Raw genomic sequence first — 18,940 nt, 5'->3', positions numbered from 1 at the left:
GTACTCGACCGAGGAACCTTCCTCTTGACCGACGAAACTCCGTCGGTCAAGAGGACGATTCACCGGTCGACCGGTGAATCGTCCCCCGGCCGGCTGCCTCAGATCCGCTCGAGCACCGTGCCGGTCGCCATGGCACCACCGGCACACATGGAGATCAGGGCGGTGGAGGCGTCGCGGCGCTCGAGCTCGTGGAGGGCGGTGGTGATCAGGCGGGTGCCGGTGGAGCCGACGGGGTGGCCGAGCGCGATGGCGCCGCCGTTGACGTTGACCTTGTCGAGGTCGACGTGGTGCTGGCCGGCCCAGGAGAGGACGACGGAGGCGAAGGCCTCGTTGACCTCGAAGAGGTCGAAGTCGGAGATCGCCATGCCGGTGCGGTCGAGCAGCCGCTGGGTGGCGTCGATCGGGCCGTCGAGGTGGTAGTACGGGTCGGAGCCGACCAGGCAGTGGGTGACGATCCGGGCGCGCGGCTGGAGGCCGAGGGCCTTGGCCTTGTCCGAGTCCATGATCAGGACGGCGGAGGCGCCGTCGGAGATCTGCGACGACGTGCCGGCGGTGTGCAGGCCGTCGGGGAGCACGGTGCGCAGGCCGGCCAGCCCCTCGAGGGTGGTCTCGCGCAGGCCCTGGTCGGTGTCCACGAGCCGGGTCTCGCCGGTGGGGTTGCCCTCGTCGTCGAGCACGGGGGCCTCGATCGGCGCGATCTCCCGCTTGAACCGGCCCTCGTCGACGGCCACGCGCGCCTTCTGCTGCGACGCGAGGCCGAACGCCTCCAGGTCGGCCCGGCTCAGGCCGCGGTTGCGCGCGATCCGGTCGGCCGCCTCGAACTGGTTGGGCATGTCGATGTCCCAGTCGTCGGGCCGCGGGTCGCCGAGGCCGGCCGGGACGTTGCCGCCCAGCGGGATCCGCGACATCGACTCGACGCCGCAGGCCACGCCCACGTCGATGGAGCCGGCCGCGATCATGTCGTGCACGAGGTGCGCCGACTGCTGCCCGGAGCCGCACTGCGCGTCGACGGCGGTGGCGCCGGTGCGCTGGGCCAGGCCGGCGTGCAGCCAGGCCCGGCGGATCATGTCGTTGGACTGCTCGCCGGCCTGCGTGACGCAGCCGCCGACCGCCTGGTCGACGTACGCCGAGTCGAGGCCGGCGCGCTCGAGCACCTGCGACTGGGCGAACCCGAGCAGGACGGCCGGGTGGATGCCCGCGAGGTGGCCCCTCCGCTTGCCGAGGGGGGTGCGGACGGCGTCGACGATGACAGGGATACCCATGAGGCAAAAGTAGAACACGTTCTCGTTCGTCACAAGCGGGCGCCGAAATCCGGCGACGGATCCGAGCCGACCGCTTCCGGAACCTACCGAGAGTATGTAATCTCGAGCACACTAGAACGTGTTCCAGAACTGAAGGGTGTCCTTGGTGTCCACGACCGCCTCCGCTCCGCCTGAGCTGCCGATCGGGTTCGACCCGACCGACCCCGACGTGATGCGGGAGGGGATGCCGCACGACGAGCTGCTCGCGCTGCGTCGTACCGCGCCGGTGTCCTGGGTCGAGCAGCCCGCCTCGGCCCGCGGCGGCTTCCCGGACCACGCCGGCTACTGGGCGCTCAGCCGGCACGCCGACGTCGCCGCGGTGTCCAAGGACAACGCCAACTTCTCCACGCGCCAGAACGGCGTGATCATCCGGTTCGCCCCGGAGATGACCAAGGAGGAGCGCGAGCAGACCGGCTTCCTGCTCATCAACCACGACGCGCCCGAGCACACCAAGCTGCGCCAGATCGTCTCCCGCGCGTTCACGCCGCGGGCCATCGGTGCGCTGCACGACGGGCTGAAGGTCCGGGCCCGCGCGATCGTCGAGGAGGCGCTCGCCAGCGGCGAGGGCAACTTCGTCGAGCAGGTCGCCGCCGAGCTGCCGCTGCAGGCGATCGCCGACCTGCTCGGCGTGCCGCAGGAGGACCGCGGCAAGCTCTTCGAGTGGTCGAACCAGATGATGGCGTACGACGACCCGGAGGTGGAGGGTGACCAGCAGGTCGCCTTCATGGAGATCCTCGCCTACTCGATGGCGCTGGCCGACGAGCGCCGCAAGAACCCCGCCGACGACATCATCACCCGCCTGGTGACCGCGGACGTCGACGGCCAGGGCCTCAGCGACGACGAGTTCGGCTTCTTCCTGATCCTGCTCGCGGTGGCCGGCAACGAGACCACCCGGAACGCGATCACCTGGGGCATGCACGCCTTCATGCACGACCCCGCGCAGTGGCAGCTCTACCGCGACCAGCGCCCGGCCACCGCGGTGGACGAGATCATCCGCTGGGCGACGCCCGTGACGGTCTTCCAGCGCACCGCGATCAACGACGTGAACGTCGGCGGCGTCGACGTCGCCGCGGGCGACCGGGTGGGCCTGCTCTACGCCAGCGCCAACTTCGACGAGGACGTCTTCGAGGACCCGTTCCGCTTCGACATCCTGCGCGACCCCAACCCGCACCAGGCCTTCGGCGGGCACGGTGCGCACTACTGCATCGGTGCCAACCTCGCCCGGCTCGAGGTGGGGCTGATCTTCGACGCCATCGCCGACCTCGCGCCCGACATCCGGCCGCTCGGGGAGCCCAGCCGGCTGCGCAGCGGCTGGCTCAACGGCGTCAAGGAGCTCCGGGTCGCCTACCGGTGACCCGCACCCCAGAAAGGAACCAGCAGTGACCGCCACCGACGTCCTCCCCGAGGGGTTCGACTTCACCGACCCGTTCCTGAACGAGTCGGCGCTCCCGCACGACCAGTTCCGCCTGCTGCGCCAGCAGGCGCCGATCTGCTGGATCGAGCAGGCCCCCGGCACCTACGACGGGATGTCGGAGGAGTCCGGCACCGGCTACTTCGCCGTGACCCGGCACGCCGACGTCTCGGCGATCTCCAAGAACAGCAAGGCCTGGTCGAACGCCGAGAACGGCGCGATCGTCCGGTTCTCCGAGGGGATGCCGCGCGAGCAGGTCGAGATGCAGCGGGTGATCCTGCTCAACCAGGACGCCCCGGAGCACACCGCGACCCGCCAGATCATCTCCCGCGGCTTCACCCCGCGCTCGATCAACGAGCTCGAGGACGTGATGCGCGAGCGCGCCGCCAAGATCGTCCAGGACGCCGTCGCGCGCGGCACCGGGAACTTCGTCGAGGAGGTGGCCGCCGAGCTCCCGCTGCAGGCGATCGCCGACCTGATCGGCGTGCCCCAGGAGGACCGGCGCAAGCTCTTCGACTGGTCCAACCAGATGCTCGCCGCCGACGACCCGGACTACGCCGGCGACCCGGACGTGGCGGCCGCCGAGATCCTCGGCTACGCGATGGGGCTGGCCGCGGACCGGCAGGTCAACCCGCGCGAGGACCTGATCACCAAGCTGATCAACGCCCACAAGGGCGAGCGCGGCCTGACCGACGACGAGTTCGGCTACTTCGTCATCCTGCTGACCGTTGCCGGCAACGAGACCACCCGCAACGCGATCACGCACGGGATGGACGCCTTCCTCGACAACCCCGAGCAGTGGGAGCTGTGGAAGGCCGAGCGGCCCGCGACGATGATCGACGAGGTCGTCCGGTGGGGCACGCCGGTGACGGTCTTCCAGCGCACCGCGCTCGAGGACGTCGAGATCGACGGCGTGACCATCCGCAAGGGGCAGCGCGCCGCGATGTTCTACGCGAGCGCGAACTTCGACGAGGACGTCTTCGAGGACCCGTTCCGCTTCGACATCACCCGCGACCCCAACCCGCAGCTCGGGTTCGGCGGCCACGGGGCGCACTACTGCGTGGGCGCCAACCTCGCCCGCCAGGAGATCCGGCTGATCTTCGACGCGCTGGCCGACCACGCGCCGGACATCAGCAAGCTCGCGGCGCCGGTGCGGCTGCGGCACTCCTGGATCAACGGCATCAAGGACCTGCAGGTCCGGTACGCCTGAGCCCGTCGACCAGGCTCAGGAAGCGCCCCGGGCGGTCAGCACCAGCGGACCGTCCGGGGTGATCGCCACAGTGTGCTCCATGTGCGCGCCGCGGGAGCCGTCGGCGCTGCGCAGCGTCCAGCCGTCCGCATCGGTGTAGATCTCGTCGGTGGTGTGCAGGAACCACGGCTCGATCGCGATGACCAGCCCGGCCTGGAGCTTGTAGCCACGCCCGGCGCGGCCGTCGTTCGGGATGTGCGGGTCGCCGTGCATCGTGCGACCGACCCCGTGGCCACCGAACTGCGTGTTGATCCGCAGGCCCGCCCCCCGGGCGACCTCCGCGATCGCCGCGGAGATGTCGCCGAGGCGGTTGCCGACCCGGGCCGCGTCGATCCCGGCCTCGAGTGCGCGGCCGGTCGTCTCGATGAGCGCCAGGTCCTCCTCGCGCGGCGTGCCGACCACGAGGCTGAGCGCGGAGTCGGAGACCCACCCGTCCACGGCGGCGGCGAAGTCCACGCTGAGCAGGTCGCCGTCGCGCAGGACGTAGTCGTGGGGGAGCCCGTGCAGCACGGCGTCGTTCACCGACGTGCACAGCACCTTCCCGAACGGCGAGGCGCCGAACGACGGGTGGTAGTCGATGTAGCAGGACTCCGCCCCGCGCTCTCGGATCATCTCGTGGGCGACCGCGTCGAGCTCGAGCAGGTTCACCCCGACGTCCGCGACCTCCGCGAGTCGGGTGATCACGTCGGCGACGAAGCGCCCGGCGGGGCGCATCTGCTCGATCTGGGCGGGGGTCCGGAGCTCGATCACGGGCCGATCCTAGGCGTCCGGTGGTCACCGGGCAGAACCGTCGACGGGACCGTCCGCCCGGCGCGCCCTCCCGTTCGCGCCGGGCGGACGCCCGGACCTCGCGTGCGGGTCAGCTGGTCGGCCGCTCCGCGCCGACCACCCACATCGCGAAGAACTGGGAGCCGCCGCCGTACGCGTGCCCGAGGGCCCGCCGTACGCCGTCGACCTGGTGCTCGCCGGCCGCGCCGCGCACCTGGAGCGCGGCCTCCCCGAAGCGGAGCATCCCGGAGGCGCCGATCGGGTTGGACGAGAGCACGCCGCCGGAGCAGTTGACCGGCAGCACGCCGTCCATCGCGGTGCCGCCGGACTCGGTGAGCTTCCAGCCCTCGCCCTCACCGGCGAAGCCGAGGTTCTCCAGCCACATCGGCTCGAACCAGGAGAACGGCACGTAGATCTCGGCGGCGTCGATCTCCTCCAGCGGGTTAGTGATGCCGGCCTGCTTCCACAGCGCGGCGGCGGCGTCCCGGCCGGCCTGCGGGTTCACCTGGTCGCGCTCGGCCGCCGAGGTGGCCTCGGAGCGCATCACGGTGCCGTGGATCCAGGCGGGGTTCGGCGAGGCCTGGGCGGTGTCCTCGTCGACGATCACCAGCGCGCAGGCGCCGTCGGAGGACGGGCAGGTCTCGTCGTACCGGATCGGGTCCCAGAGCATCTGCGAGGCGAGCACCGTCTCGACGGTGGTGCCCTCGTTGTGGAGGTGCGCATAGGGGTTCTTCAGCGCGTTGGTGCGGTCCTTGGCGGCCACGATCGCGCCGATGTGGGTCGGCGCGCCGGAGCGGCGGATGTAGGAGCGCACGTGCGGGGCGAAGTAGCCGCCCGCGCCGGCGTGGACCGGCATGTTGAACGGCACCGGCACCGACAGCGCCCACATCGCGTTGGACTCCGACTGCTTCTCGTAGGCGACGGTGAGCACCCGGCGGTGCACGCCCGCCTGCACGAGCGAGGCGGCGACGATCGCGGTCGAGCCGCCGACCGAGCCGGCGGTGTGCACCCGGAGCAGCGGCTTCCCGGCCGCGCCGAGCGACTCGGCGAGGAACAGCTCGGGCATCATCACGCCCTCGAACAGGTCGGGCGCCTTGCCGACGACGATCGCGTCGATGTCGTCGAGCGTCATCCCGGCGTCCTCGAGCGCGCGGTCGATGGCCTCGCGGCACAGGCCCGCCATCGAGACGTCCTCGCGCTTGGCCCGGTGGTGGGTCTGGCCGATGCCGACCACGGCGGCGGGCTGCTTGGCCATCAGCTGCGTCCTTCCAACGTGCACACGAGGTTCTGCTGCAGGGCGGGTCCGCTGGTCGCGTGCCCGAGGGTCCGGGATGCCTCGCCGGACCAGATCCGGCGCGCGGCCTCACCGATCCGGATGCCACCCGCGGAGAACATCGGGTTGCTGGTCAGGGCGCCCCCGGAGGGGTTGACCACGACGTCGTCGGCCAGGCCGAGCTCGCGGCGCAGCACCAGCTCCTGGTGGCTGAACGGCGCGTGCAGCTCGGCGACCTCGACCCCCGCGACGCCGACGGCCTGCGCCGCGCGGGCGGCCGAGGGCGACCGGGTCAGGTCGCGGGTGCCCATGCTCATCGGGTCCACGTAGTGGGAGATCCCGTCGATCCAGGCGGGCCGGTCCTGCACCTCCCGCGCGCGGTCGCCGGCGGCGAGCACCAGCGCCGCGGCGCCGTCGGTCACGGGCGCGCAGTCGTGCTTGCGCAGCGGGTCGGCGTACACGGGCCGGGCGAGCAGCTCCTCGACCGACGAGCCGCCCTTGCGCACGGCGTACTCGTTCTTCTCGGCGTCGGTCAGCGAGCGGTTGGCGACCTCCGCCATGGCGCGCTCGTCCCAGAGACCCGCGTCGATGCCGGCGCGGGCCTGGAGCCCGGCGAGGCTGACGGTGTCGGGCCACAGCGGCGTCATCGTGTACGGCTCCAGCTGCAGCGCGAGGGTACGGCGCAGCACGCCCGCCGAGCTCTTGCCGAACGCGTAGACGACCGCGGTGTCGACCTCGCCGGTCTGGATCTTCAGCCAGGCCTCGTACATCGCCCAGGCCAGGTCCATCTCGACGTGCGACTCGTTGACCGGCGGGATGACGCCGATCGCGTCGACCGCCTGCACGAACGAGAACGACCGGCCGGCCAGGTAGTCCGAGGACCCCGAGCACCAGAACCCGACGTCCCTGCGGGTCCAGCCGGTCTGCTCGTAGCACTCCTCGAAGAGCGGTACGAGCAGCTCCACGCAGGTGGGCGACCCGTCGAACTCCTTCATCTGTCGCTGGGCGAACCCGACGACCGCAACCTCACGCATGTGCCGGCCCCTCAGAGGTGGTGCTTGTAGGTGTCGTAGTCCGCGTCCGGGTCTCCGGTGGGACTGAAGTGGCTGATGTTCTCGATCGTCGTGCCCCACTCGTCGCGGGGCTTCCAGACCGCCTTGACCCGCATGCCCATCCGGACCTCGTCGGCGGGGATGTCGAGGATCAGGTGCAGGACGGCGATGTCGGCGCCGTCGAGGAGCACGTACGCCGAGACGTACGGCGGCTTGATCCGCTGGCCGAGGAACGGCACGTTGACGATGCAGAACGTCGTGACCGTGCCGGTCTCGGAGAGCTCGACCTCCTCGGTGGTGGCGACGCCGTCGACCGGGCACGCGCTCCGCGGGGGGACGTAGACCTTGCCGCACGCGGGGCAGCGCTGGCCGAGGATCCGGCCCTCCGCGAGGCCGCGGTAGAACGCCGACTCCTCCGGCGACGCGGCGTAGAGGTAGTCGAGCGCGACCGGCGTGATCACCTTGGTGACCGGGTCGGTCCCCGGCTGGGACGCCGCGGCGCCGGCGTCGGCGTCGTCGAGCTCCGCGACGGGCTCGAAGCACACGATGTCGGTGATCGCGCCGACCCGCTCCTCGGCCCAGCGCACCCGCACCTGCATGCCGGTGCTGACCTGGTCGGGGGAGGCGACGTCGAGCGCGTGCAGGAGGGGCGCGTCGGCACCCTCGAGGGTGACCAGCGCGAACGCGAACGGGCGGTCGAAGGGCTGTCCCGCGACCGGCTCGGGCACCCAGGTCCAGGACGTGACGGTCCCGGTCGAGGCCACCTCCACGAAGTCGGTGACCTGCTGGTGGGTGACCGGGTCGAACTCCGGCGGCGGGACGACGACCCGGCCCTCGGAGGTGCGACCGCCGACCACGACCCCGTCGCGCAGGCCGGTCAGGAACCGCCCGAGGACGGGTCCGGTCGAGCGGGTGTAGTCGAAGGCGACCGTCACCGGCGCGCTGAGGGTGCGAGACATGGACCTGAAAGTAGAACACGTTCTATGTTGTGACAAGGGTCTCCGAAGGGATGTCGGCATGAAACTTGGACTGCAGCTCGGATATTGGGGCGCCCAGCCGCCCCACGGCGTCGGCGAGCTGGTCGCCGCCGCCGAGGACGCGGGCTTCGACGCGGTGTTCACGGCGGAGGCCTGGGGGTCCGACGCGTTCACCCCGCTGGCGTGGTGGGGGCGGGAGACCTCCCGGATCCGGCTCGGCACCTCGATCGTGCAGATGTCCGGCCGCACGCCGACCTCGATCGCGATGCACGCGCTCACGCTCGATCACCTCAGCGGGGGCCGGGTGATCCTCGGGATGGGCGTGAGCGGGCCCCAGGTCGTGGAGGGCTGGTACGGCCAGCCGTTCGCCAAGCCGCTGGCCCGCACTCGGGAGGTCGTCGACGTCATCCGCCAGGTGCTCGCCCGCGAGGCGCCGGTCACCAACGACGGGCCGCACCACCCGATGCCGTACGCCGGGCCGGGCGCCGTCGGCCTGGGCAAGCCGCTGAAGTCGATCGTGCACCCGCTGCGTGCCGACATCCCGGTCTGGCTGGGCGCCGAGGGGCCCAAGAACGTCGCGCAGACCGCCGAGATCGCCGACGGCTGGATCCCGATCTTCTACACGCCGAAGTCGGCGGGCATGTACCGGCCGTGGCTCGACGAGGGCTTCGCGCGCCCCGGCGCCCGGCGTACCCGGGAGGACTTCGAGATCGCGGCCACCTGCCACCTCCAGATCGTCTCCGGCGCCGAGGAGAAGCAGCAGGTCCTCGACGGCATGAAGCCGGTGGTCGCGCTCTACATGGGCGGGATGGGCGCCCAGGAGGCCAACTTCCACAACCAGGTCTTCGTGCGGATGGGCTACGCCGACCTCGCGGCCGAGGTGCAGCGGCTCTACCTCGGCGGCGAGAAGGACCGCGCCGCGGCGCTGGTCCCCGACGAGCTCGTCGACGACATGCACATCGTGGGCACCGAGGGCGAGGTGCGGGAGAAGGTGGCGGCCTGGGAGGAGACCGGCGTGACCACGCTGATGCTCAGCTTCCGCTCGCCCGAGGACGTACGCCGGGTCGCGGAGCTGCTGGCCTGACCTGGATGTCCGCGGCGTCCCCTACGGTGGGCGCCGGGCGCCGACGGCGGCGTCCGTGAGGACGAAGGAGTCGGCATGGCCAAGCAGGACCGGGACGTCGAGAAGATCTACGCGACCGAGGAGGTCGTCGCCAAGCTGCGTCGGCTGGCCGACGCGCTCGAGCAGGGCACGTCCTTCCGCATCCAGATCGCAGGCGAGCGCGTCCGGGTGCCGGCCCGCGCGGAGTTCTCCATCGAGCACGAGCGCGAGGACGGCGAGGAGGAGATCGAGTTCCAGCTGACCTGGTCCGTCGACGAGGCCGACGCCGAGGAAGCCGACGAGGGCGACGAGCGCGAGGTCGTCTGACCCTCCGCAACCCTTCCGCAACCCTTCCGCAACCCTGGCGCACAACTGGAACACGTTCTAGTGTCCGTTCCATGACGGACGAGATGCGTGTCGGGACCCACAACGGCCACCTGATGGCGGCCGCGCTCAAGCGGCACCGCGACAAGCCCGTGATGCACCTGGGGGAGACGACGCTGACCGGCGGCGAGACGGCCGCGCGGGTCAGCCAGTACATCCAGGCGTTCGAGTCGCTGGGGGCCGGGCGCGGCACCGCCGGGGCGCTGCTGGCGCTCAACCGGCCCGAGGTCCTGTTCATCATCGGCGCCGGCCAGACCCAGGGCTACCGGCGCACGTCGCTGCACCCGCTGGGCTCGCTCGAGGACCACGCCTACGTCATCAACGACGCCGAGATCACCACGCTCACCATCGACCCGGTGCCGATGTTCGTGGAGCGGGCGCTCGGCCTGCTCGAGCGGTGCCCGAAGCTGGAGAAGGTGCTCACGATCGGCCCCGTCCCCGACGAGCTCAGCCACGTCGGGCACGACCTGAACGCCGCCGCCGCGGCGTACGACCCGCGGCCGCTCGAGGCGGTGACCCTCGACCCCGACCACGTCGTCTCGATCACCTACACCGGCGGCACTACCGGCAAGCCGAAGGGCGTCATCGGCACCACCCGCGCGATGTCCACGATGACCCAGGTGCAGATGGGGGAGTGGGAGTGGCCGGAGTCGCCGCGCTTCCTGATGTGCACCCCGCTCTCGCACGCCGGCGCGGCGTTCTTCGTGCCGATCGTGCTCAAGGGCGGCTGCCTCTACGTGCTCGCGAAGTTCGACCCGGCCGAGGTGCTCCGCACGATCGAGGAGCAGAAGATCACGGCGACCATGCTGGTGCCCTCGATGCTCTACGCGCTGATGGACCACCCCGACTCGCACACCCGCGACCTGTCCTCGCTCGAGACGGTCTACTACGGCGCCTCGGCCATCAACCCGGTGCGGCTCAAGGAGGCCATCGACCGGTTCGGGCCGATCTTCGCCCAGTACTACGGCCAGTCCGAGGCGCCGATGGTCATCACCTACCTTGCCAAGCAGGACCACGTCACCGGCGACGACCGTCGGCTGGCCTCCTGCGGGCGGCCCTCGGCGTTCCTGCGCACGGCGCTGCTCGACGAGGAGGGCAACCCGGTGCCGGTCGGCGAGCCGGGGGAGATCTGCGTGGCCGGGCCGCTGCTCGCGGGCGGCTACTGGAACCTGCCGGAGGCCACCGCCGAGACCTTCCGGGACGGGTGGATGCACACCGGCGACGTGGCCCGGGAGGACGAGGACGGGTTCTGGTACATCGTGGACCGCACCAAGGACATGATCGTCACCGGTGGCTTCAACGTCTTCCCGCGCGAGGTCGAGGACGTCGTCGCCGAGCACCCGGCGGTCGCGCAGGTCGGGGTGATCGGGACGCCGCACGAGAAGTTCGGCGAGGCGGTCACCGCGATCGTCGTGATGCGCGAGGGCGAGGAGCTCACCGAGGGGGTCGTCGCGGAGATCCAGGCGATGGTCAAGGACCGCAAGGGCTCGGTGCAGGCGCCGAAGCAGGTGATCGCCGTCGATGCCCTGCCGCTGACCGGGTTGGGCAAGCCGGACAAGAAGGCGCTGCGGGCGCGTTTCTGGACCGGCGACCGCTCGGTCGGCTGAAAGTTAGCCGCAGGAGCGTCCAAGGCGCATACTGGTGTCAATGACAACCTCATCTGCCCCGAAGCGTCGTCACCTCGCCAGCAGCCCGTTCAAGCCGGACCCCGAGCCGGTGATCGAGGAGTTCGCGATCGGCGACCACGTCTCGCACGACGCGTACGGCGTGGGCCGGGTCGTCGGCCTCGAGGCGCACGCGGTCACCGTCGACTTCGGGAACCAGACGGTCCGCGTGCCGAGCCCGTTCTCGAAGATGACCACGCTCTAGTCCTCACGGACGTGCGGAAACCGCTGCGCAGCGGTTCCGTGCGGTGCGACCATCCGGTCGGTGAGGATCCTGCGCTCAGAGTTCTTCCGGTGGCTGCTCCTCAGCCTCGCCGTCGCAGCATTCGGCGTCGTCGGCATCCTGCGGGTGCCTAGCACCGACGCCTCGACGGTCGGCGACGTCGCAGGGTTCGGGTTCCGGCTGGACGGACAGCAGTGCTACCTCACGGTCACCTACAAGGTCCGTGGCACCTCCTACCGTTTCCAGTCTCCTCGCGGACAGGAGTGGTGCGGCTACGAGCCGCTCTACCGGCGGGATGGCTCCGTCGTCGTCTACTACGACTCCTCCGACCCGGGGACTGCGACGCTCACGCCACGCGGGGCGACCCCGATGGTCGCTGTCGTCCTGGGCCTGGTGACGGCTGCCGCCTGTTGCGTCCTGCGGCTGGGACGGCCCCGCCGACGAACCGTGCTCCCGCACGCCACCACCGTCACGGCGACGACGACCCGCTGAGGGCCGGGGTCCGGAGCGCCGGCGTCACCCGGCGTCGAGGCGCGCGACCTCCTCGGCGCTGAGCTCGAGGTCCGCCGCGGCGGCGGAGTCGAGGATCGACTGCGGCCGCTTCGCGCCGGGGATCGGGATCACGACCGGCGACTGCGCGAGCTCCCAGGCCAGGGCGACCTGCTGGGGGCTGACGCCGTGCGCGTCGGCCACCTCGGCGTACGCCGGGTGCTTCTCGGCCAGGTCCTTCGCCGACCCGAGGCCGCCCAGCGGGCTCCACGGCAGGAACGCGAGCCCGAGCTCCTCGCAGACGTCGATCTCCGGTCGGCTGCTGCGGAACGCGGGGGAGAACTGGTTCTGCACGCTGACCAGGCTCTCGCCGAGGACCGCGTGCGCGGCCCGGATCTGGTCCGGGTCGGCGTTCGAGAGCCCGACCATCCGCACCTTGCCGGAGTCGGCGATCTCCTTGAGCGTGCCGATCACCTCGTCGTACGGCACGTCCGGGTCGGGCCGGTGGTGCTGCCACAGCGCGATCTGCTCGACCCCGAGCCGCTCCAGGCTGGCGTCGACCGCCGCCCGCAGGTGTGCCGGCGTCGAGTCGGTCGCCCAGCCGCCGCCGTCGGTGCGCACGTGGCCGCCCTTCGTGGCCAGCAGCACCCGGTCGCGGACCCCGAGCTCGTCGAGCAGCGAGGCGATCAGCCGCTCGTTCTCGCCCTGCGCGCCCGCGCCCTTCTCCTCGCCCGGCCCGTAGGCGTCGGCGGTGTCGAACAGCGTGACGCCCGCGTCGACCGCGGCGCGCACGGTGTCGGCGAGCTGCTCGCGCGGCTGCGTGCCGGTCTGGTCGAACGTCATCAGGCCGAGCCCGATGGCGCCCACCTCGTGCCGGCCGACGGTGTCGTTGCCCAGGGTGCGTGTCCTCATGGGTCCTCCGTTACCCATTCGGCGCCCGTCCTGCCCCGCTACGGTGGGCGCCGTGACCGAGGGGCCGACCAGGGACGCGATCGCCGCCGCGGCGCGGCAGCAGTTCATGGCCGCCGGGTACGCCGCCACGTCGGTCCGCGGGGTCGCCGCGGCCGCGGGGATCGACCCGTCGCTGGTGATCCGGCACTTCGGGTCCAAGGAGCAGCTGTTCCTGGAGACCGTCGAGGTGGACGGGCCGTTCGCCCCGGCGCTCGAGGGCCCGTTCGAGGGGATGGGCGAGCGGCTGGTCGCGCTGGTGCTGGAGGACCGGATGGCCGGCGTCCTGCGCACGCCGTACCGCGCGATGATCCGTGCCTCCGACAGCGCCCCGGTGCGCGAGCGCCTGGTCGCCGCGATGGAGGCCACCCTGGCCCGGCCGCTCGCCGCGCGGCTCACCGGCCCGGACGCCGAACTGCGCGCGCACCTGGTCGCGGCCCAGGTGGGGGGCCTGCTCGAGGCGCTGGTCATCCTCGAGGACCCGGTGGTCTTGGCAGCCGACCCGGCCGCCGTCGCCGCGCTCTACGGACACGCGCTGTCAACACTGTTGACACCCGGCCCGGGGTGACCGACGATCGGCCCATGACCAGCCGCTACGCCGACCTGTCCCGCGCCGAGCTCGCCGTGCTCGTGCCGGAGCTGCTCCTCATCGGGCAGCTCATCGACCGGTCCGGGATGGCGTGGTGCATCTCCGCGTTCGGGCGCGAGGCGATGGCGCAGATCGCCATCGAGGAGTGGGCGGGCGCGAGCCCGATCTACACCCGCCGGATGCAGCGGGCGCTCGGCTACGAGCCGCCGGTGCCGAACCACGGCGACGTGGTCACGATCTTCAAGGGCCTGCAGCTCGACATCGGCGCCCCGCCGCAGTTCATGGACTTCCGCTACACCGTCCACGACCCCTGGCACGGCGAGTTCCACCTCGACCACTGCGGCGCGCTCATGGACGTCGAGCCGATGGGCCCGGAGTTCGTCCGCTCGATGTGCCACGACATCGAGGACCCGACGTTCGACGCCACGGCGGTCGCCACGAACCCGCGCGCCCAGGTGCGCCCGGTGCACCGGCCGCCGCGGGTGCCCGCCGGCCGGAAGCCGCACTGCCGCTGGACCGTCGACATCGACGAGTCCCACCCGCCGGTCTCCCCGCTCCCCGCCTTCCACGTGGTCGCCGCGACCCGGGCCGCCACCGTCGAGCTCGACCCCATCGACCCGGCCGACGAGGGCGCCGGCGACTACACCGGTCCGCTGCTCGCCGACCTCGACTTCGCGGCGTTCTCGCGCTCGGCGCTGGTCCGGATCGCCGACGAGGTGTGCCTGCAGATGCAGCTGCTGAACCTCTCCTTCGTGCACGCGGTCGAGCAGCGCGCCGCCGACCAGGAGCAGCTGCGCGAGGTGTGCCTCAAGCAGCTGACCGGGATCGCCGGGATCGCCGCCGAGCGGATCCACCGCGCGCTGGGCCTGCCGGGCGGCGCCGAGGGCGCGCTGCGGGTCCTCGAGCTGCACCCGCTCCTCAACCCCGCGGCGTACGTCGGGGCGTCGGTCGCCGAGGGCGTCCTCACCGTGCACACCGATCCGGACGACTCCGACGCGCAGGCCGACGGCGCCTGGGTCGCCCTGTGCGGCCCGGGGTCGACCGCGCCGCTCGAGGCGCTGGTGAGGGGCGTGGACCCGCGCCTCGACGTCGAGGTGACCGGGTCGGAGCGCGACTGGACCCTGCGCGTCGTCGAGGGGGCGGACCCGGCGCCGGAGGCCGGCGAGGTCGCGGTGACCCGGTTCAGCACGGGGGCGGCGTTCGTCTTCGAGCCGCGCCGGTCGCTCCCGATCACTCCCGTCTGAGCGGCGCGCCCGGCGGTACGGTGCGGGCGTGCCCCTCCTCAACGGACCGTACGGCTACGGCGGGGTCACCAAGTCGCTGCACTGGCTGACCGTGCTGCTGCTCGTGGCCCAGGTCGTCGTCGGCTACACGATGGACGCCGACGACTCCGGGCAGGGCCGGGGCCGCGGCCGCGGCCGCGGGGGAGACAGCGGCCGGGGCCGTGGTCGGGGCCGCGGGGGCGAGGATGACGGGCTGGGGCTCTTCGACGGTCCGCTCGACCTCGTCGACCTGCACGTCGTGCTCGGGCTGGCGCTGGTGGCGCTCGCCCTCACCCGGATCGTGTGGCGTGCGCGGACCCCGCTCCCGCCGTGGGACGAGCGGCTCACCGACCGCGACAAGCGCCTGGTGACCGCGACCGAGCGCACCCTGCTGGGGTTGCTCGTCCTCGTCCCGGCCACCGGGGTCGCGCTGGTGCTGGGCGGCGACGACCTGCTGTGGCTGCACGTGGCCGGCCACGTCGCGCTCTACGCGACCGTCGCCGTGCACGTCGCCGTGGTGCTGCGCCGCGGCCTGGTCGGGCGGATGCTGCCCGGGGGCCGGGCCCGCGTCAGGACCCCGTGAACTGCGGCTTGCGCTTCTCGGCGAAGGCGCGCGGACCCTCCTTCGCGTCCGCGGAGGCGAACACCGCCGCCCCCACCTTCGCGTCGGCACGCCAGGCGTCGTCCTCGTGCATGCCCTCGGAGTCGCGCATGGTGCGCAGGATCGCCTGCACGGCGAGCGGCCCGTTGGCGGCGATCGCGTCGGCGATCTCGTGCGCCTTGGCGAGGGCGGTGCCGTCGGGCACGACGTGGCCGATCAGTCCGATCTCCTTGGCCTCGGGCGCCTTCACGTGCCGGCCGGTCAGCAGCAGGTCGGCGGCGACCGTGTACGGGATCTGGCGGACCAGCCGCACCGCCGAGCCGCCCATCGGGTAGAGGCCCCAGCGTGCCTCGGAGATGCCGAACTTCGCCGACTCGCCGGCCACCCGGATGTCGGTGCCCTGGAGGATCTCGGTGCCGCCCGCGATCGCGGGGCCCTCGACCGCGGCGATGAGCGGCTTGGTCAGGCGGAAACCCTTGAGGAGTCCCTTGATGACCGTCGGGTCGTACTCGCCGGACTCGAAGCTCTCGGAGGGCGCCCGCTTCGACATCGACTTGAGGTCCGCGCCGGCACAGAAGTAGCCGCCCGCGCCGGTGAGGATGCAGACCCGGATCTCGGGGTCGGAGTTCACCCGGTCCCAGGCCTCCTCCATGATCGCGAGCATCTCGCCCGAGAGCGCGTTGCGCGCCTCGGGGCGGTTCATGGTCACGACCAGCGTGTGGCCGACCTGCTCGACGAGGCAGTGGGGTGCTTCAGGGGTGGTCATGGCGGGATGCTAGCCAAGAATGAGAACGTGTTCTAGTGTCGCGGCGTGCCTCTGAACATCGCTGATCTGGTCGAACATGCCGTCGACGCCGCCCCCGAGAATCTCGCTGTGAAGGTGGGGGAGCGGACGCTGACGTTCGCGGAGCTGGAGGTCGACGCCAACCGGCTCGCGCACTACCTGCAGGCCCGGGGGGTGCAGCCGGGGCAGCACGTGGGGATCTACGCCAAGAACAGCATCGAGCACGTCGTGGCGCTGCTCGCGGTGCTCAAGGTGCGCGCGGTGTCGATCAACGTCAACTACCGCTACGTCGAGGGCGAGCTCGACTACCTCTTCGACAACTCCGACATGGTCGCGCTGATCCACGAGCGCACGTACGCGCCGCTCGTCGCCGCCTGCTACCCCAAGCACGACAAGCTCGACGCAGTCGTGGTGATGCCGGACGTGATCGACCCCGACGACCAGAGCGACGTCTCGTCGTACGGCGGGGTGCTGTGGGACGACGCCCTCGCCGGCCAGAGCGCCGAGCGCGACTTCGGCCCGCGCAGCGCCGACGACGTGCACATCATCTACACGGGCGGCACCACCGGCTTCCCGAAGGGCGTGATGTGGCGCCACGAGGACTTCTGGCGCACCCTCGGCGGCGGCATCGACTTCTACACCGGCAATGTCCTCACCGAGTTCGACCAGGCCGAGCAGGCCAAGCAGCCGGGCCGGATGGTGACCTTCCCGCTCAGCCCGCTGATGCACGGCGGCGCGCAGGCCGGCCTGCTCATGCACCTGTTCGCCGGCCACCTGACGATCATGGAGCCGAAGTTCGACCCGGCCCGCACCTGGCAGGTCATCGACCGCGAGAAGGTGCAGCTGATCTTCATGACCGGCGACGCGATGGCCCGCCCGCTGATCGAGGAGTTCGAGCGCCAGGCCGCCACCGGCTCGCCGTACGACGGGTCCAGCCTGTTCGCGGTCTCCAGCAGCGCCGCGATCTTCAGCCCGCCGGTCAAGGAGCGCTGGATGGCGGCGTTCCCGAACGTCGTGTTCAGCGACGGGATCGGCGCCTCGGAGACCGGGTTCCAGGGCATGGGCATGCAGGAGAAGGGCAAGATCAGCAGCGACGGTCCCCTGGTCGCGCTGGGCCCGAACAGCGTGGTCATCGACGACGACAACCGGATCCTCGACCTGGCCACGAGCGTCGGCAAGGTCGGCCGCCTCGGTCGCGGCGGCTCGGTCCCGATCGGCTACTACAAGGACCCCGCCAAGTCGGCGGCGACCTTCCTCGAGATCGACGGCGAGCGCTACTCGGTCCCCGGCGACAACGCGCGGGTCGAGGAGGGCGCCAAGGTGACCCTGCTCGGCCGCGGCTCCAACTGCGTGAACACCGGTGGGGAGAAGGTCTACCCCGAGGAGGTGGAGATGGCGATCAAGCGTCACCCCGCCGTGTACGACGTGCTGGTGGTCGGCATCCCCGACGAGAACTACGGCCAGGCCGTGGCGGCGGTCGTGGAGCTGCGAGAGGGCGAGTCGCTCGAGCTCGGCGACCTCCGCGACTTCCTCCGCGCCCACCTCTCCGGCTACAAGCTGCCGCGGACGATGACGATCGTCGACCGGGTGCCACGCAACGCGACCGGCAAGGCGCAGTACCCACGCGCCAAGGAGATGCTCCTCGGAGCCACCGTGACGGGAGCGAACAGCTGATGCGCACTCCGCTCTGCGAGGAGTTCGGGATCGAGTACCCGATCTTCGCCTTCACCCCGTCCGAGCACGTGGCGGCCGCGGTCTCGCGCGCCGGCGGCCTCGGCGTCCTCGGCTGCGTGCGGTTCAACGAGACCGACGAGCTCGAGAAGACCCTGAGCTGGCTCGACGAGAACACCGACGGCAAGCCGTACGGCGTCGACATCGTGATGCCGATGAAGATCCCCACCGAGGGCAAGTCGATCGACCTCAAGGCGATGATCCCCGACGAGCACATCTCGTTCGTCGAGCAGACGCTGCAGAAGCTCGGCGTACCTCCGCTCCCGGAGGGCGAGGGCCGTGAGGGCGTGCTGGGCTGGCTGCACTCCGTGGCCCGCTCGCACCTCGACATCGCGCTGCAGCACCGCCCGGTGCTGATCGCCAACGCGCTCGGCTCCCCGCCGGTCGACGTGATCGAGAAGTGCCACGAGCACGGCATCAAGGTGGCCGCGCTCGCCGGCGCCGCGAAGCACGCGATGAGCCACGTCGCCAACGGCGTCGACATCATCATCGCCCAGGGCTACGAGGCCGGCGGCCACACCGGCGAGATCGCCTCGATGGTGCTGCAGCCCGACATCGTCGACGCCGTCGGGCCCGACGTCCCGGTGCTCGGCGCCGGCGGCATCGGCTCCGGCCGGCAGATCGCGGCGTCCCTGGCGCTCGGCTCGCAGGGCGTGTGGACCGGCTCGATCTGGCTCGGCACGGACGAGTACCGCAACCTCTCCGCCAACCACGGCGCCTGGGAGACCGCGTTCACCCGCGCGACCTCCTCGGACACCGTGCGCACCCGGATCTACACCGGCAAGCCGGCCCGCCTGCTCAAGACCAAGTGGGTCGAGGCCTGGGCCGAGGACGACGCCCCGTCGCCGCTCCCCATGCCGCTGCAGAACCTGCTCGTCGCCGAGGCGCACAACCGGATCGTCGCCTCCAACGACCCCGACGTCATCTCGATGCCGATCGGCCAGATCGTCGGCCGGATGGACGCGGTCAAGCCCGTCGCCCAGGTGATGGCCGAGATGATCGCCGAGTACGAGGACACGATCGCCCGCCTGAACACGATCTGAGCCCCGCTGGACCACCGGCGGGGATCGGCTCCGGTGGTTGAGCAGCGAGGAGCGCCAGCGACGAGCGTGTCGAAACCCCTGCAGGCCGA

The 18,940-nt window shown here is 71.6% G+C and carries 19 protein-coding genes; 12 read left to right on the top strand and 7 right to left on the bottom strand.

Annotation, left to right across the window (positions count from 1 at the left end; genetic code table 11):
• Nucleotides 1–98: 98 nt before the first annotated feature.
• Entirely contained in the window at nt 99–1,262 is a 1,164-nt protein-coding gene (locus H4O22_RS11475) for a steroid 3-ketoacyl-CoA thiolase (RefSeq protein WP_182523543.1), read from the bottom strand.
• Nucleotides 1,263–1,407: 145 nt separating this feature from the next.
• Here H4O22_RS11475 and H4O22_RS11470 point away from each other — a divergent pair, with 145 nt between their 5' ends.
• Both H4O22_RS11470 and H4O22_RS11465 read left to right on the top strand, forming a co-directional pair.
• Entirely contained in the window at nt 1,408–2,655 is a 1,248-nt protein-coding gene (locus H4O22_RS11470; protein WP_244962933.1) for a cytochrome P450, read from the top strand.
• A gap of 25 nt (nt 2,656–2,680) precedes the next feature.
• Complete coding sequence (locus H4O22_RS11465; protein ID WP_182523542.1) at nt 2,681–3,922, top strand: cytochrome P450; 1,242 nt, start codon at nt 2,681–2,683, stop codon at nt 3,920–3,922.
• Between the two features lie 15 nt (nt 3,923–3,937).
• Here H4O22_RS11465 and map read toward each other — a convergent pair whose 3' ends face one another.
• The 4 genes from map to H4O22_RS11445 all read right to left on the bottom strand — a co-directional run bounded on the left by map (nt 3,938) and on the right by H4O22_RS11445 (nt 8,013).
• The gene (gene map / locus H4O22_RS11460) at nt 3,938–4,711 is read right to left on the bottom strand and encodes a type I methionyl aminopeptidase (protein ID WP_182523541.1); all 774 of its coding nucleotides are present in this window, start codon (nt 4,709–4,711) and stop codon (nt 3,938–3,940) included.
• 109 nt (nt 4,712–4,820) lie between these two features.
• Nucleotides 4,821–5,984: a thiolase domain-containing protein gene (locus tag H4O22_RS11455; protein WP_182523540.1), complete on the bottom strand. Its 1,164-nt coding sequence runs from the start codon at nt 5,982–5,984 to the stop codon at nt 4,821–4,823.
• Complete coding sequence (locus tag H4O22_RS11450) at nt 5,984–7,036, bottom strand: thiolase domain-containing protein (RefSeq protein ID WP_182523539.1); 1,053 nt, start codon at nt 7,034–7,036, stop codon at nt 5,984–5,986. Before H4O22_RS11450 ends, H4O22_RS11455 begins: the two co-directional genes overlap by 1 nt.
• A gap of 11 nt (nt 7,037–7,047) precedes the next feature.
• Entirely contained in the window at nt 7,048–8,013 is a 966-nt protein-coding gene (locus H4O22_RS11445) for a Zn-ribbon domain-containing OB-fold protein (RefSeq protein ID WP_182523538.1), read from the bottom strand.
• Between the two features lie 58 nt (nt 8,014–8,071).
• On the opposite strand from H4O22_RS11445, the gene H4O22_RS11440 reads away from it, so the two are divergent.
• The 5 genes from H4O22_RS11440 to H4O22_RS11420 all read left to right on the top strand — a co-directional run bounded on the left by H4O22_RS11440 (nt 8,072) and on the right by H4O22_RS11420 (nt 11,896).
• Nucleotides 8,072–9,115: an LLM class F420-dependent oxidoreductase gene (locus tag H4O22_RS11440; RefSeq protein WP_182523537.1), complete on the top strand. Its 1,044-nt coding sequence runs from the start codon at nt 8,072–8,074 to the stop codon at nt 9,113–9,115.
• A gap of 75 nt (nt 9,116–9,190) precedes the next feature.
• The gene (locus H4O22_RS11435; RefSeq protein ID WP_182523536.1) at nt 9,191–9,460 is read left to right on the top strand and encodes an amphi-Trp domain-containing protein; all 270 of its coding nucleotides are present in this window, start codon (nt 9,191–9,193) and stop codon (nt 9,458–9,460) included.
• Nucleotides 9,461–9,531: 71 nt separating this feature from the next.
• The gene (gene fadD8, locus H4O22_RS11430; RefSeq protein ID WP_182523535.1) at nt 9,532–11,124 is read left to right on the top strand and encodes a fatty-acid--CoA ligase FadD8; all 1,593 of its coding nucleotides are present in this window, start codon (nt 9,532–9,534) and stop codon (nt 11,122–11,124) included.
• Nucleotides 11,125–11,164: 40 nt separating this feature from the next.
• A complete protein-coding gene (locus H4O22_RS11425) occupies nt 11,165–11,386 on the top strand; it encodes a CarD family transcriptional regulator (protein WP_182523534.1) in 222 nt (73 codons plus the stop codon).
• A gap of 60 nt (nt 11,387–11,446) precedes the next feature.
• Nucleotides 11,447–11,896: a DUF3592 domain-containing protein gene (locus tag H4O22_RS11420; RefSeq protein ID WP_182523533.1), complete on the top strand. Its 450-nt coding sequence runs from the start codon at nt 11,447–11,449 to the stop codon at nt 11,894–11,896.
• A gap of 24 nt (nt 11,897–11,920) precedes the next feature.
• Here the strand turns inward: H4O22_RS11420 and H4O22_RS11415 are convergent, their stop codons facing one another.
• Complete coding sequence (locus tag H4O22_RS11415) at nt 11,921–12,805, bottom strand: aldo/keto reductase (RefSeq protein ID WP_182523532.1); 885 nt, start codon at nt 12,803–12,805, stop codon at nt 11,921–11,923.
• Nucleotides 12,806–12,857: 52 nt separating this feature from the next.
• On the opposite strand from H4O22_RS11415, the gene H4O22_RS11410 reads away from it, so the two are divergent.
• Genes H4O22_RS11410 through H4O22_RS11400 form a run of 3 tightly spaced genes read left to right on the top strand, consistent with a single transcriptional unit; the run spans nt 12,858 to nt 15,275 of the window.
• Nucleotides 12,858–13,409, top strand: a complete 552-nt coding sequence (locus tag H4O22_RS11410; RefSeq protein WP_220451145.1) for a TetR/AcrR family transcriptional regulator — start codon at nt 12,858–12,860, stop codon at nt 13,407–13,409.
• Nucleotides 13,410–13,423: 14 nt separating this feature from the next.
• Nucleotides 13,424–14,674: a hypothetical protein gene (locus H4O22_RS11405; RefSeq protein ID WP_182523530.1), complete on the top strand. Its 1,251-nt coding sequence runs from the start codon at nt 13,424–13,426 to the stop codon at nt 14,672–14,674.
• A 28-nt stretch (nt 14,675–14,702) separates the two neighbouring features.
• Nucleotides 14,703–15,275, top strand: coding sequence for a cytochrome b/b6 domain-containing protein (locus H4O22_RS11400; RefSeq protein ID WP_182523529.1), 573 nt, complete (start codon nt 14,703–14,705; stop codon nt 15,273–15,275).
• Here the strand turns inward: H4O22_RS11400 and H4O22_RS11395 are convergent.
• Nucleotides 15,262–16,059: a crotonase/enoyl-CoA hydratase family protein gene (locus H4O22_RS11395; RefSeq protein ID WP_182523528.1), complete on the bottom strand. Its 798-nt coding sequence runs from the start codon at nt 16,057–16,059 to the stop codon at nt 15,262–15,264. The two genes, H4O22_RS11400 and H4O22_RS11395, sit on opposite strands and share 14 nt — an antisense overlap.
• Before the next feature lie 45 nt (nt 16,060–16,104).
• On the opposite strand from H4O22_RS11395, the gene H4O22_RS11390 reads away from it, so the two are divergent.
• Together H4O22_RS11390 and H4O22_RS11385 are read left to right on the top strand one after the other, a co-directional pair.
• Nucleotides 16,105–17,751, top strand: coding sequence for an acyl-CoA synthetase (locus H4O22_RS11390; protein WP_182523527.1), 1,647 nt, complete (start codon nt 16,105–16,107; stop codon nt 17,749–17,751).
• The gene (locus H4O22_RS11385) at nt 17,751–18,851 is read left to right on the top strand and encodes an NAD(P)H-dependent flavin oxidoreductase (protein WP_182523526.1); all 1,101 of its coding nucleotides are present in this window, start codon (nt 17,751–17,753) and stop codon (nt 18,849–18,851) included. Before H4O22_RS11390 ends, H4O22_RS11385 begins: the two co-directional genes overlap by 1 nt.
• The last annotated feature ends 89 nt before the right edge of the window (nt 18,852–18,940 follow it).

This window comes from Nocardioides dongkuii (assembly GCF_014127485.1).
GTDB lineage: Bacteria > Actinomycetota > Actinomycetes > Propionibacteriales > Nocardioidaceae > Nocardioides > Nocardioides dongkuii.
This window is presented reverse-complemented; position numbering and strand designations above follow the sequence as displayed.

What these genes read in the sequence shown, in the direction of transcription:
- H4O22_RS11475 (WP_182523543.1), bottom strand. Translation starts at nt 1,262, where the DNA reads ATGGGTATCCCTGTCATCGTCGACGCCGTCCGCACCCCCCTCGGCAAG.
- H4O22_RS11455 (WP_182523540.1), bottom strand. Translation starts at nt 5,984, where the DNA reads ATGGCCAAGCAGCCCGCCGCCGTGGTCGGCATCGGCCAGACCCACCAC.
- H4O22_RS11450 (WP_182523539.1), bottom strand. Translation starts at nt 7,036, where the DNA reads ATGCGTGAGGTTGCGGTCGTCGGGTTCGCCCAGCGACAGATGAAGGAG.
- H4O22_RS11445 (WP_182523538.1), bottom strand. Translation starts at nt 8,013, where the DNA reads ATGTCTCGCACCCTCAGCGCGCCGGTGACGGTCGCCTTCGACTACACC.
- H4O22_RS11440 (WP_182523537.1), top strand. Translation starts at nt 8,072, where the DNA reads ATGAAACTTGGACTGCAGCTCGGATATTGGGGCGCCCAGCCGCCCCAC.
- H4O22_RS11435 (WP_182523536.1), top strand. Translation starts at nt 9,191, where the DNA reads ATGGCCAAGCAGGACCGGGACGTCGAGAAGATCTACGCGACCGAGGAG.
- fadD8 (WP_182523535.1), top strand. Translation starts at nt 9,532, where the DNA reads ATGACGGACGAGATGCGTGTCGGGACCCACAACGGCCACCTGATGGCG.
- H4O22_RS11425 (WP_182523534.1), top strand. Translation starts at nt 11,165, where the DNA reads ATGACAACCTCATCTGCCCCGAAGCGTCGTCACCTCGCCAGCAGCCCG.
- H4O22_RS11415 (WP_182523532.1), bottom strand. Translation starts at nt 12,805, where the DNA reads ATGAGGACACGCACCCTGGGCAACGACACCGTCGGCCGGCACGAGGTG.
- H4O22_RS11405 (WP_182523530.1), top strand. Translation starts at nt 13,424, where the DNA reads ATGACCAGCCGCTACGCCGACCTGTCCCGCGCCGAGCTCGCCGTGCTC.
- H4O22_RS11395 (WP_182523528.1), bottom strand. Translation starts at nt 16,059, where the DNA reads ATGACCACCCCTGAAGCACCCCACTGCCTCGTCGAGCAGGTCGGCCAC.
- H4O22_RS11385 (WP_182523526.1), top strand. Translation starts at nt 17,751, where the DNA reads ATGCGCACTCCGCTCTGCGAGGAGTTCGGGATCGAGTACCCGATCTTC.